General features: G+C 54.8%; 13 protein-coding genes and 3 pseudogenes. 9 read left to right on the forward strand and 7 right to left on the reverse strand.

What is annotated here, in order from left to right:
* Positions 1-472 precede the first annotated feature (472 nt).
* The 5 genes and pseudogenes from ACXR0M_RS14370 to ACXR0M_RS14390 form a co-directional block, all read right to left on the reverse strand.
* Complete coding sequence (locus tag ACXR0M_RS14370; RefSeq protein ID WP_458832482.1) at positions 473-691, reverse strand: hypothetical protein; 219 nt, start codon at positions 689-691, stop codon at positions 473-475.
* Positions 692-1370: 679 nt separating this feature from the next.
* Positions 1371-1694, reverse strand: coding sequence for a ferredoxin FdxA (gene fdxA / locus ACXR0M_RS14375; protein WP_458832483.1), 324 nt, complete (start codon positions 1692-1694; stop codon positions 1371-1373).
* Positions 1695-2257: 563 nt separating this feature from the next.
* A complete protein-coding gene (locus tag ACXR0M_RS14380) occupies positions 2258-2632 on the reverse strand; it encodes a DUF7079 family protein (protein WP_458832484.1) in 375 nt (124 codons plus the stop codon).
* Positions 2617-3398 (reverse strand): annotated as a pseudogene (locus ACXR0M_RS14385) (hypothetical protein). Before ACXR0M_RS14385 ends, ACXR0M_RS14380 begins: the two are co-directional and overlap by 16 nt.
* Before the next feature lie 10 nt (positions 3399-3408).
* Positions 3409-3952: pseudogene (locus ACXR0M_RS14390) on the reverse strand (PAAR domain-containing protein).
* 451 nt (positions 3953-4403) lie between these two features.
* On the opposite strand from ACXR0M_RS14390, the gene ACXR0M_RS14395 reads away from it, so the two are divergent.
* The 5 genes and pseudogenes from ACXR0M_RS14395 (at position 4404) to ACXR0M_RS14415 (ending at position 8396) form a co-directional block, all read left to right on the forward strand.
* Positions 4404-4766, forward strand: coding sequence for a DUF6124 family protein (locus tag ACXR0M_RS14395; RefSeq protein WP_458832485.1), 363 nt, complete (start codon positions 4404-4406; stop codon positions 4764-4766).
* Positions 4767-5296: 530 nt separating this feature from the next.
* Positions 5297-6292 (forward strand): annotated as a pseudogene (locus ACXR0M_RS14400) (methyl-accepting chemotaxis protein); the annotation flags it as partial.
* A 78-nt stretch (positions 6293-6370) separates the two neighbouring features.
* A complete protein-coding gene (locus ACXR0M_RS14405) occupies positions 6371-7150 on the forward strand; it encodes a methyl-accepting chemotaxis protein (protein ID WP_458832709.1) in 780 nt (259 codons plus the stop codon).
* Positions 7151-7284: 134 nt separating this feature from the next.
* The gene (rimA, locus tag ACXR0M_RS14410) at positions 7285-8064 is read left to right on the forward strand and encodes a S6 modification regulatory phosphodiesterase RimA (RefSeq protein ID WP_458832486.1); all 780 of its coding nucleotides are present in this window, start codon (positions 7285-7287) and stop codon (positions 8062-8064) included.
* A 116-nt stretch (positions 8065-8180) separates the two neighbouring features.
* Positions 8181-8396 carry a hypothetical protein gene (locus ACXR0M_RS14415; RefSeq protein WP_458832487.1) on the forward strand — a complete coding sequence of 72 codons (216 nt, stop codon included), beginning with the start codon at positions 8181-8183 and terminating at the stop codon, positions 8394-8396.
* Between the two features lie 284 nt (positions 8397-8680).
* On the opposite strand, the gene ACXR0M_RS14420 is transcribed toward ACXR0M_RS14415, so the two are convergent.
* Together ACXR0M_RS14420 and ACXR0M_RS14425 are read right to left on the reverse strand one after the other, a co-directional pair.
* Positions 8681-9463, reverse strand: coding sequence for a transporter substrate-binding domain-containing protein (locus ACXR0M_RS14420; RefSeq protein ID WP_458832488.1), 783 nt, complete (start codon positions 9461-9463; stop codon positions 8681-8683).
* 76 nt (positions 9464-9539) lie between these two features.
* The gene (locus tag ACXR0M_RS14425) at positions 9540-10010 is read right to left on the reverse strand and encodes a hypothetical protein (RefSeq protein ID WP_458832489.1); all 471 of its coding nucleotides are present in this window, start codon (positions 10008-10010) and stop codon (positions 9540-9542) included.
* 165 nt (positions 10011-10175) lie between these two features.
* Here ACXR0M_RS14425 and ACXR0M_RS14430 point away from each other — a divergent pair, with 165 nt between their 5' ends.
* From ACXR0M_RS14430 to ACXR0M_RS14445, 4 genes are all read left to right on the forward strand, one after another.
* Positions 10176-10841, forward strand: coding sequence for a ribonuclease T2 (locus tag ACXR0M_RS14430; RefSeq protein ID WP_458832490.1), 666 nt, complete (start codon positions 10176-10178; stop codon positions 10839-10841).
* A gap of 137 nt (positions 10842-10978) precedes the next feature.
* A complete protein-coding gene (locus tag ACXR0M_RS14435) occupies positions 10979-11476 on the forward strand; it encodes a PAAR domain-containing protein (RefSeq protein ID WP_458832491.1) in 498 nt (165 codons plus the stop codon).
* Between the two features lie 3 nt (positions 11477-11479).
* Entirely contained in the window at positions 11480-12208 is a 729-nt protein-coding gene (locus ACXR0M_RS14440; RefSeq protein WP_458832492.1) for an alpha/beta hydrolase, read from the forward strand.
* Positions 12205-12726, forward strand: a complete 522-nt coding sequence (locus tag ACXR0M_RS14445; RefSeq protein WP_458832493.1) for a hypothetical protein — start codon at positions 12205-12207, stop codon at positions 12724-12726. The genes ACXR0M_RS14440 and ACXR0M_RS14445 overlap by 4 nt, the downstream gene beginning before the upstream one ends.
* The last annotated feature ends 101 nt before the right edge of the window (positions 12727-12827 follow it).

The raw sequence follows: 12827 nt of genomic DNA on the forward strand, positions 1-12827 counted from the left end.
CCCGTTGGGGGCAATGGCCTTCTGCTATGTTCTAGAGAGAACGGCTAGCATCCGGGCAAGAGGTTGTGAGGACAGGCTCTCGCTAGCAGTGAAGGCAGCTGTGCTCGGGCGTCTCTCCCCCAATCGCCATAAATTTGAGCTCACCAGGCTGGTCGCGCATTACCTAGGCCGACCTCTTCACACCAACAAAACTCCGTATCGCGGTGGCGCCTAAAATTCTTCAGGATCCCCTATAAAGTCAGGGGTACGGCTTGAATCAGAAAAATCAGTGTAAGCATCGCAATTAAGGCAGTGATACGTGTAAGTCGACTCTTAGTAGCTCATTCCGCAGAAGCATCCGCAGAATGGGCAGCAGTCTTCATGCTAAAAACTTTCCCACTTACAAACACCAACATATTCGGGTACTTCGTTTCTGTCATAGCCAAGAATGGCGAATGATTCACCGCTAGAGGTGTTGGCTGCAAAGACGATATTAGGATTGCCGTATCCGCATAATCGCATCTGTGATCGCGTTTGCATTTGTGTCTAAGGTCTCCATAGCCATCACAGCGTTATCTGCAACCACTGCCGCGCCACTGGCTGCAAGCCAAATGACAACCTCTTCGATTGCCGCCGCCAGTGCGTGCTGGTTGTGCAGTAGCAACGTCAGGGCGTCAGCAGTGGCGATATTAGACGCTGAGTTATTTGGCATGCGATCCATCCTAGAAATGAGGTGTTCGCGAAGCCTAGCTCATGCGGCCGCACCAGAGGCTTAGATACCGCATGCTTAAAAATTGCTACAACGCGCAGATGATTTGAGACTTCAGCCAATCAGTTGGGGGGGGGGGGAGGCTGGCTACTGCATCCAATCCATCATCGTCAAAATGTGAATGGTATTTTTGACAGTGTTGATAGTGTCCGGATTGGTGCTGAAAATGCTTGCTAGAAAATTGCTACAGAAACAAAGACACGGATCGAAATTCTCCGGAAAAAAATATCACTGGTACGTAACTGGTACAGCGGTTTCTAACATGGCTTATAGGCCTTTGTTTACGGGACTTTTGGAAATATCTATCCGATCCATCATCGGGGCGACGGAGAAGCGGCGGGAGAGTGGGGCAGGTTGTCGAGGCATTGGGTGATCTGAATCGAAAAGGCGGAGGAGGGAGTTTATCAGGGAAAGAGATTCGGGAGGATTGGAATGGAGGTTACACTACGCTTTACGATTTCGACGCTTCCGCTGTCTGGTGAAAAAGTGGTTTCGTCTCATACGGAGTTTAAAAATCGGGGCACTTCGAGGAGCACAGCGTTGCTCTCCTCGGGCTGCCTCCCGTAATGGATGCTGGACACTTAAATGCACAGAGAATCTCTAGTGCGAGCTAGAAATGTTGTCAGCGCTCCAAAAAGCCGAGTTTATCTGCTTTGCCATTCCACTCATCCGCAGTAAGCAGTTTTTGTTTTGATTTCTTTATGGCTGGCCATCTTTGCGAGAGTGCTTGATTGATTTGTATGAAGTTCTCCATTCCCGGAGGAACGTCTTCCTCAGAAAAAATAGCATCGCTGGGACACTCTGGCACACACACCATGCAATCTATGCACTCATAAGGGTCTATCACCAGGAAATTTGGCCCTTCACGAAAACAATCTACTGGGCAAACATCGACGCACACAGTGTGTTTGCACTTTATACAGTTTTCAGTCACTACATGTGTCATGGTGATTCTCCAGATATTATTTGTTTTACTGCTGTGTTTGTGTGTTTTTTTGCTGGAGAAGGTATTTGGCGCTATTTTTGTTGGTGCTTGAACTGTCATAAATAACAGGTGTTTAGAATGTTTTGCGATTTGTATGATTCTTTAGAGTTATTAGAATAGTGGGGAAGAGCGCGATTTATTAATAGCTTATACACTAGCTAACTTGGCATATTTTATGGGCAATATAGACAAATGACCGATAAACTCCGCGATATTCCCCGATCCACGGCATCTCGCCGAAGGAACCAGCGGTCCCACAGTTAATCACGCCGCTTCAATACTTGGCCGATGTTCCCGATCAGAGCGCCACACAAATTCAAAAATGCTTGATTCAGCTTCTCTGTGCAGCCCACTGCAAGGTCGGGGCGGGAGGCGTTCGTCATGTAGTGTCAGCTGGTATTGTTTGATGACGTGGGTGATGCATGTAAGGCGTGGTGTGTCGAGCCAGATAATCAGGTCCGCGCGGGATAAGCGCAAGTCGAAGGTGCGGCGGGCCTGGTTGTCTTCGCAGATCCATGTTTCTCTTATACCAATTTTGGTTTTCCGTATTGCATTTCTATATTGCGCCAGATGTATTCGTATCTATGTTTTAGCCACTTCACTAACAGAGTGTTTAGTTGTTTTTTTATCCAGCTGTTTTTTTGGGTTTCAAGCATCTCTTCAATGTCGCTTTCCAGTTCCTCTCTGTTGAAGCAAAGCCAGATAGTAGGAAGTGTGCTTTCAAGATTAGAGTGGCAGACAGGCGCCACCTCTTCAAACAAGATTCGTTTGACTTCGTCTTTGTCAAACTCTTCTGTCTGTCGCGCAATTGCAGCGTAGTTGACTTCGTTATCAACGAATGCGTCGGACAACGCCCAGCGAACATCTGCTCTTTGCTGCCTTGTCATAGAGTGTCCCATTTAGAAAACTCCTCCAGTTCTTCATCGAAGGTATCAGCTACTACGCTGCCAGCGATGCCTCCTGCAATACTGCCTGCCAAGACGATTGCTACAGCACGCACGAGTGCGCTAGGTCCGCAAAATGCGGAAACGCCTAAACCAGCTAGCCCTTCACCCGCAGCACCACCACCGATGATGATTCCTTGTCTGGCCGTTTCCTTCACTTTGTTGTCAGCATTCATGATTTCATGGACGGCAAAGGTTGCAGTGACCAATAAACCGACTTTCCCCATTATTCTCAATTTCTTGGTTCCGCTACTGACCGGTGCGTTGTCGCGACCTGCTAAATCAAGAATCTCGTAATAGACTTTGCTTTTCTGCTCCGGAGTGAGTTTGCTGTACTCTACCTTGGCGGTCTTTAGAGCATATTTATCCAGCGTCTCCTGTAATGTTGGAGGAAGTTTTTTTTACGCTCGGCAAACGCTACGCCTTGTGCCGAAGTATATTTTCGGTGCTCCAGCAAGATTCTATTTCGCATTTTTTGGCAAAACGCTGCGCCCTCTTTAACGCTGAGCCTTCCAGCTGCAACTTCGGCTTTTTTTTCTACTGACATACGTTTGATGTTATTCATGTAGTTGGTGCGCACTTTTGCATCTGATATGGCGTCTACAGAGAATCTTGTGGCGGCACCCTCCATTCCCGCAATAGCCATATCCAAGGGCAAGTTTTCAAGCGCGTGTGCTTTCTGAACGACGTAGCTTCCCGTGACGAGCAATGGTTCAGTCATGAAACAATCCTTATTTCAAAGAAGCATTGAATAACGTATCGAAGATCGAATCAGCCGGTAATTCCGCTTGTGCACCGAATTCAAGCCGATGACAGATTTTTCCCGGGATATTGAGAAATTTCACAGTGTTGGTGTTATCGATAACACCGGATAGGGAGGATCCGTCGTCAAAATGCGCGGTGCAACTCATGCCCTGATATGACTCTTCCCCAGGAATATTGAAGCTGATCCAACCAGGATGAACGATAAGCGGGGCAGGGGCTGTGAAGGGAGCGGGTGTATGGGAGTCACCGATGATCACTGTTCCCGACCCACCAATCACAATGTCTCCATGCGAGCCAGTGGTGCCGACAAGAGCGGCGTTTTTGCCGTATGAAAACTGTCCCCGATACCGCTGATGCCAACGCACTGCCGCAAGTGCAAGCATCGCCTTTTCGAGCGGCTGCAAGTCCGTCAAAGAATACGTCGGGGGAACCGGAGGCGATGGCTTTGGGGCCGTGCCCGGGCATTGGGCAATTGGTGGGATCGGTGATGCGTGCGGCTGGCTTTGCCATGTTTGACTCCCTGTCAACGAATGAACCGGTGCCGACTTTATCAGACTTGTCTGGACCTGTGCCGTGGAACTCTGCGGTCAACTTAAACGAACAAGGTCGATGTTGTTTAAGCTTGTGTAGCCAGTGCGGATTCAGGCCTACACCTCCTTGCACCATCCCCTACACCTAAGACAGAATCCGCCGGCTTGTGCGTCTAGCTCACGGGTTTTATCGTCCCTGTGTCACTGCAAATCAGTGATCGGGTTTGGTAGCCCGCTTCGTTTCTAGACTCATGGCGTCACCGTGTGCAGTCCTTTTTCAGGACTCCGATTTTATGGTGGTCATGCGTGGGGCTCATTCGTGGGCGCCGGGTTCTAGTGCGACCGGTCTACCAACCCGCGTATGGCCGCCACCTATCGTTTGGTAGCGAGGGTGATGGCTCCTTTTGGTATTCGCGCTAGAGGTTCCATTCATGTTCAAACCAACACCCAACCCACCCGAAACCGACCCCGCATCCCCCTACGAATCCCTCGATTCCCGCAAACTTCACGAAGCCGCCGAACGCGCCCTCGATCACTATCTGGCCCCGCCCGGCAACATCATGGCCAGCGCCAACACCGCCCAACCCATGTTCCTCGCCAACCCGGCCTACGACACCGAATCCCTGCTCGCCAACGCCAGCGAATCCCTGGGTTCCGCCACCACCATGCTCAACGACTTCGCTGCGTTGCTGGACGTCTCTCACCGCAAGACGCTGCTCGGCATTGCGCAGGTGGTGATGTTGGGCGAGCTGGCGGTGAATCAGGCGTTGGATAATGTCGAGCTCAAGGCGTAAATCTCGATCCCTCCGTGGCGCGCGACCAAGTCGTGGTCGCGGAGGGCGCCGTGTTGATATCCGCCACATCCGCTCAAGCCTGCGCCTTTCGTAGGCTTTCATCCCCAGTGGCAATGTGCTACAAAAACCATGATGGCAATGCGTCATCATGCACGTTAAAAGTTCATCACTTATACAAAAATATAACGTTGTACAACTTTTCTTAAAGTTAATAGCATCCGCTCCGACACGTTGCTGAAACGATAAATCCAGTGGGAACTTTTGGATTTATCAGCTGGTGCGTGCGCCGTCAGTACGGTTTTTCGCATCGATCAACGGCAGTCGGGACAGTGGGAACTGCCCGTATTGCGCCCAGGATGACGACCCCGAATTTGAGCGGTAACTCCGGTTATCAGAGATCCACTTTGTGTGCCTGACGTTGAATGGCGTCAGGGCGTTAGAGGCTGAACATGGCAGAAGCATCGAGTTTCCTGGGCAATATCAAGGTTTCCCGAAAGTTGGGGGCCGGTTTTGGCGTTCTTTTGCTGGCGATGGTGGCGGTGGCGTTCATTGGCTATAGCAGCAGTAATGTGCTGGTGGATCGGTTGGCCATCACGCGGTTGATCGGCACGCTCAACGATGCGACGCAGAACATGCGCCTGTCGGAGAAACAGTACGAAGCCGCAGCGGATACTGTGTTCGCCGAGGCGTATCAGTCGCAGCTGAATGTGCTGCAGGGCCTGATCACCCAGGCGTTGCACACGCTGACGCGGGCGGAGAATCAGCAGGCTCTGAAGCGCTTGCAGGACACTACGGTGGCTTACGATCAGCAGGTCAAGCGCTTGATCGAGGCTGACAAGGCGACCACCGATGCGCTGAAACCGCTGGGGGCGATGTCGGACAAGTACGCCGAGACGTTTACGCAAATGTTCGAGAGCGCCACGGCCAGTGCGTTGGCGTCGGCCGATGCCGGGCGCGTGGCGGACTTGCGCGCGGTGGCGGATTTGCGCAATGGCATGGCGCTGTTTCGCCTGATGTTGCGTCGTTACATCGCGGTGCCGAGCGAGGCCAACAAGAAGGTGCTGCTGGACACCACCGATGGCTTCCTCAGCGACCTGAGCAAGGCGCAGCGCCGTTTGCCGGCGGCGCTGTCGGCTCAGTTGGATGAAGCGCAGGCCGGTATCCGCCATTATCGCGAGGTGCTGGTGCAGGTTGCCGCGCTGTTCGAGCAGAAGCAGAGCCTGCGCCAGCAGGTGGACCAGCAAAGCCGGGCGATGGACGGCATCATGAGCGGGCTGATGGATACCCAGCAGCGTCTTGCGCGGGACGATCAACAACGTGCGTTTATTCAGATTGCGGTGTTGACGCTGTTGGCCTTGCTGGTCGGTCTGGTGGCTTCGGTGGTGATCTCGCGGCAGATCACCGGGCCGCTGGCGCTGACGGTGGAGCTGGCGCGGCGGATTGCCAAGGGTGATCTGACAGTCCACGCCCAATCCAGTCGCAAGGATGAGTTGGGCGATCTGCAGAATGCGATGCAGGACATGGCGCAAAACCTGAACACGCTGGTGCAGGGCATTGGTAACGGCGTGACACATATTTCGTCGTCGGCGCAGAAGCTTTCGGCGATGAGCGAGCAGACCAGTGCTGGCGTGCGTCAGCAGAAAATCGAAGTGGATCAGGTCGCCACGGCGATGCACGAAATGGCCTCGACGGTGCAAGAGGTCGCGCGCAACACCACCGACGCCTCCGCGGCGGCGACCCTGGCCGATCAGCAGGCGCGCCACGGCAGTGCGGTGGTCAAGCAGGCGACTGCGCAGATCAGCGAACTGTCGGTGGCGATCGAGGACCTGGGGGCGGCGATGAACGTGCTGTCCCAGGACAGTGAGCAGATCGGCAAAGTCATCGATGTGATCAAGGCAGTGGCTGAGCAAACCAATTTGCTGGCGCTGAACGCGGCGATTGAGGCGGCGCGGGCCGGGGAGCAGGGCCGGGGTTTTGCGGTAGTCGCTGATGAAGTGCGCTCGCTGGCGCAGCGCACTCAGGATTCGACCAAAGAGATCGAAGCGCTGATTGTCACCCTGCAGCAGCGCACGCAAGCGGCTTCTACACTGATGACCTCCAGCCGCGAACGTACGCTGGACACCGTGGTGCTGGCGCAGAAAGCCGAACAGGCGATTACCGAGATCAACCATTCGATCGGCACGATCCAGCAAATGGGCCTGCAGATTTCCGCCGCCGCCGAGCAGCAGAGCGCCGTGGCTGATGAAATCAATCGCAGCATCGTCAGTGTGCGCGATGTGGCGGATCAGTCGGCGGTCGCCAGTGAACAGAGTGCCGCCGCGACCATTGAGCTGGCGTCGCTGGGACAGGATCTGCAACGAATGACGGCGCATTTTCGAACCTGATGGCATTTTGCGATGAACTTGGCCAGACTTCACCGGTCAGCCTGTATAAGCGGAGGCCGCCAAGTGGCGCCACCCGGTCCGTGCAGTCATTTTTTCGGGCCATGGATGGCAGCAACCCGCTCTCAGGGGGCGTCATGACCAATACTCCAGTTTTTCCCCAGCCCAGCGGGGGATGCCAGGGATGCCGGCAAAAAGGCGAGGCCGATATGGCCTTCTCTTTCGCGTTTCAGCCGATTGTCGATGTGCGTGATCAATCGATCTTCGCCCACGAGGCATTGGTCCGGGGCGTGCAGGGCGAAGGTGCGTTGTCGGTTTTGCAGCAGGTCGATGACCACAACCGCTACCGCTTCGATCAACTGTGCCGCGTGCGGGCGATCTCCACCGCCGCGCAGTTGGGGTTGACCGGATTTCTTTCGATCAACTTCCTGCCCAACGCGGTGTATCGCCCGGACCTGTGCATTCGCAGCACCCTGGAGGCGGCGCGCACGCACAACTTTCCGCTCGACCGGCTGATCTTCGAAGCGGTTGAGGGCGAGCATGTCGAAAGCAACAAGCACCTGATGAACATTCTGCGCGAGTACCGCGAATTTGGCTTCAAGACCGCTATCGATGATTTTGGCGCCGGCTACTCCGGGCTGAATCTGCTGGCAGACTTTCAGCCGGACCTGATCAAGCTCGATATGGCGCTGATTCGTGATGTTCATCGTGATCGCGTGCGTCAGGCGATTGTGCGCGGGGTGGTGGGCATATGCGCCGAGTTGGGCGTCGAGGTGATCGCCGAAGGTATCGAGCATCCGGAAGAGCGCGATTTTCTTGCTGATTGCGGGATTAATCTGATGCAGGGTTTCTGGTTCGCCAAACCGGCGTTCGAGTCGATGGCGCAGATTCCGGTGGAAGCGTGGCGGGCGGTTTGATTGGAGCGCGGTTTGCGCTAGCTGAACCTGTGCTGTCGGTCAGCAAGGTTTCATCTTGCCCGCTGCGGTGACGGCCTACGATGTGAGAACAAAATCCAATCCCAGGGAGCCGTGCCATGCGCACCCATGTCGTCAAAGTGCTGTTGATCGCTGCAGCTGTTGCGGTGTTGAGTGCCTGTTCGGGCGCCGGTGGCTTGACCACCACCAGTTGTTTTTCTGCGGATTGTCAGTCGCCGGAAGGGCGCAATAATGCGACGACGCTCAAGTTCGGTGGCAACAGTATTGGTAGCAGCTTGAACCAGTACAGTTCCGGGATGTTGCATGACGACTGATGGACGTCGAGCCTGATATGACACTCTGCCAGAGCCAGAGCCAGAGCCTGAACCCGTGGCGAGGGGATTTATCCCCGATGACTGCGCAGCAGTCCTCTGTTTTGAAAGTGGGGTCGCTTCGCGACCCATCGGGGATAAATCCCCTCGCCACAGGTGCATCAGGTCCACAGGTGCAATTGGGTCCGTAGGTTTACTTGGCTTCACTGTGGCAAATGGCTCTGCAGGTTTAGTGTGGAGCAATAGAAAAGGCGCTCATATCGAGCGCCTTTTTTGTACCCGCAGCGTTACTGCGGAACCGCCAGCCACTCACCAATCACCTTCTGGTAATTGCCGGTGACCTTGCTCAGGTGCAGCCACTGATCGACATACATCTTCCAGCTGATGTCATCGCGCGGCAGCAGGTAGGCCTTCTCGCCGTACTGCATGTACTGGTGCGGATTCACCGCGCACAAGCCCGGTTTGAGTTTCTGCTGATACAGCGCTTCGGACGCGTCGGTGATCATCACGTCAGCCTTGTTGTCGAGCAATTGCTGGAAGATCGTCACGTTGTCATGCAAGGCCAGTTGCGCCTTGGGCAGGAAGGCGTGGACGAACGCTTCGTTGGTGCCGCCGGCGGGCTCGACCAGGCGCACATTGGGCTGGTTGATCTGCTCGATGGTCTGGTATTTGGCCTGCTCGGTGCAGCGTACCAGCGGGATCTTGCCGTCGCTGTCGAGGGTGTTGCTGAAATAGGCTTTTTTCTGCCGCTCCAGGGTCACCGAAATACCGCCCATGCCGATGTCGCACTTGCCGGCCTGCATGTCCGGCATCAGGGTTTTCCAGGTGGTTTGCACCCATTCGATCTTGACCCCGAGGCTGTCGGCCAACGAGCGTGCCATGGCGATGTCGATGCCCTCGAACTCACCATCGGTGCGCTTGAAGGTGTAAGGCTTGTAATCGCCAGTGGTGCAGACGCGCAGTTGGCCTTGTTGCTGGATGCTGTCGAGGTGCGACGGTTCTGCGGCGTGGGCGCTCAGATTCAGCGCCAGCAATGAACCGAGCAAGAGCAGTTTTTTATTCATGGGCATGGCTGTCGGGCTTCAAAGGGATCGGAACCAGAAGTTAACCACGTTATCGGCTCTGATCCCTATCGTCAGCCGGCAACTACAAGCCCAAACCTTCCTGCACCACCTGCAGCAAGTTGTTCTCGGTCAGCGCAATCGCATCCAGTTCGTCCCCGGTGACCACTGTCTGTAACCACCAGTGGCTCTCAAGATGCTCATCGACGGTGCGAAGCAGGTAGGTGTTGCGCTCCGGCAGGTTGATCTGCACGCGACCGGCGCCGTCTTCGGTAAAGCGTGCGATGGGATCAAATGTCAGGGTTTTCTGGTTGGCTTCAACCAACAGTTGATCGATCGCGTAATCGTGGCTTTCGCCATCGGGTGACGTTTCGCAAACGTGGGTCGGGTTGCGGCGGATTTTCAGGCCAACTTCGGTGACGGGCTGTAGCCAGGCCTCGATGCGCTGGTACAGGTCGTAGACCAGCGCTGGCCAGCAATCGATTTCCAGCGCGGCATCGGCAGGGGTATGCCGGGTTTGCTTGAGTTTGGCGGCCAGTTCGTCTGCTTTACTCATTTCGGATCCCTTGGTTTGATGTCTGCCTGTTAATCGTAGACCTTTCAACCGGGTACGGCGTTGCCTTGCGTCATGCGCTTGCAACACAAGCGTGTCGAAATCAGCGCTGGCCAAGCCTGGTCAGCCTCAACAACCACGGACGCGGACGTCCCAAGGAGCGGGTACATGAAAAAGCTGTTTACAATTCTGGCGCTGATTGCGCTGACGGCCGGTAGCATCGGCCTGACCTCGGCGCGGCAGTCGAACGCCAGCAAGGTCCAGACGGAAGCGGTGGCGGGGCAGTTCGATTACTACCTGCTGACGCTGTCGTGGTCGCCGACCTTTTGCCTTACTCACAAAGACGACGTGCAATGTTCTGGCAAGGGTTATGGCTTCGTCCTGCACGGTTTGTGGCCGCAGTACACCAACGGTGGCTGGCCGGAATCCTGCCCACCGTTGACCACGCTGTCGGCGGCGGAAACCGCGAAAGGCCTGACGCTGTTCCCGACCAAAAAACTCCTCGATCACGAATGGTCCAAGCACGGCACCTGCAGTGGCCTGGGCGCGATGGGCTATCTGGATGAGGCGGACAAAGCGGTCGGCGCGGTGAAAATCCCCCAGGAACTGCAACCGCTCAACAGCTCTTACTACTTCGAAGCACAGGAAATCGCTGACCTGTTCCGCAAGGCCAACCCGGGCATCCCGGCCAATGGTATCGCGGTGATCTGCAGCGGCCCGGAACTCTCGGAAGTGCGGGTGTGCATGGGCAAGGATCTGCAATTCGGCGCCTGCGGTAAAGGCGTGAAGACTCAGTGTCGGGCGGGGGATATTCGGGTGCCGCCGTCGCGCTGATGTCAGCAGTTTCCTTGAGCAAAAAAGGGGCGCCCGATCGGGCGCCTTTTTTTGCCTGAAGGTTTGAAGCACCCGAAAAATTCACGCATGATTGCGCCGCCAAAAAGGATGACCCGCCACATTGCAAGGAGCTGTTCATGAGCGGAAAACCCGCCGCCCGTATCACCGATCCAACCGCCTGCCCACTCCCGGGACATGGCACCAATCCGATTGCCAGTGGTTCGCCCGATGTGAATTTCGACGGGTTGGCGGCTGCGCGTATGACTGATAAATCCGTGTGCGGCAGCCCCATTACCGGTGGCGTGTCCTCGACGGTGTTTATCAATGGCTTGAATGCCGCGACCCTGGACAGTACCGGTGGGCACGGCAATGTGGTCATTGGTGGTTCAGGCACGGTGATCATCGGTGATACCGTGGTCGCCGCCCCGTTCAGCGGATTGGTGCCAATGCCGGTGCATTTCACCGACAAGTTGAAACTGGTCAATGATGTGACCGGTGAGCCGATGATCAATCATCCGTACATGATCCAGCGCGCAGACGGGCGTCTGGAGCATGGGGTGTCTGACGCCAACGGATTCACCCACGAAGTCAGCTCGCACCTGCCTGAAACCATCAAGCTGTTTCTGGAAGAGTGAGGCATGGCTGCTGAAACCGTAACGTGCGCGAAAGGCAACAATTACAGGCTGCACAAAGAGCATGCGCTGACGGATAAGAAGGACGTCAGTGAGAAGCCTGTGCCGGTGGAGAGTACCAAGGCGATTGTTGTTTTCGTCGGAGGCGCCGGGGATAAGGAACGTTATTATTTCTCGGGGCCTTATGGAAACATCCAAGAGGCACGCAAGGACTTTGACGAGCGTACGAAAGGCTTGGCAAGAGAGGGCAAATACAAGTCTGAGTGGTTGGGTTACAACGAGGTTAAAGGAAAACAGGATATTCAGCGGCATGTCCTGAGCTTGATTCCCTACAAAAGTTGCCCTGTCTATATCGTGGGTCATAGCCTCGGTGGGTGGAATGGTGCACACCTGACAAAGATCATGTCGGAGTGGGGTTACAAGATTCAAATGTTGATTACGCTTGATCCTGTGGGCGAAGGTGCCTTGGTCTGGTTGGGTTCGGATATTTATCGCGAACGCCCCGATCCGATTGCGGCCGACTGGATCAATATCAAGGCGATGCCAACTAAAAGAGATTCGTCAGATGGCGTCGCTGATTTTGGTGAGAAATGGCTTATCTCCTGTGGCCCTTCACTGAACGTCAACGTAGACACAAATCATGCAAATGCGTTGGGGTTGTTTACTGCCCGTATCGCCGGTAGCAAGTCGGCAGGCGATATGCTTTTCGACTCAATCATGAAGGAGTTCCCATGATGTACAGGCTGCTCCTTTGCGGTTTGCTCGCTATTTGCTCCGGGTGTGCGAAGGATCACGTAAAGCCTCCTGCCAACCTGAGCTTCGAGTCAGTTGAAAGAGAAAAATCGCTGCTATACGCCATCCGGTATCAGTCGGACGTTGATGTGTTGGATCTTTTTGATCGCGGAGAGCGAGTCGGAATGATTTCGGGCATGTTGCGTTGCGCATTGGCGGATGATCATGATTTCTCAGTAGGCAAAGCCATGCAGTTTTCCGCCTTCGGTTTGATACGGTCGGATGAAACTGAAAACAACAAGGCGAAGTTTTCCTACCTCACTCATGCATTCCTGAGTGAAACCTCAAGTAACCGCAATTCTGAAAGAGAACTTTCAGTGGAAGAACTGAATCAACTCCTCGCCAACAAACAACAAATCCCCTGCAAAGTCGTCGTCACCGCCTACGGCTACAAAACCTACTACTCAAACACCATGAACCTGCCGGTCGCGGATCTGCTGCGGGAAATCAACAAACCCTGATGGCCGAGCGGGGGATTTCAGGCAAATCCTCTTGAGTTCCGCCCACCCCGGAAGCGAAAAAACGCCCCAGGCGGCGCTACAGTCCACTCAACACACCTTCA

The organism is Pseudomonas sp. Eth.TT006 (assembly GCF_054456575.1).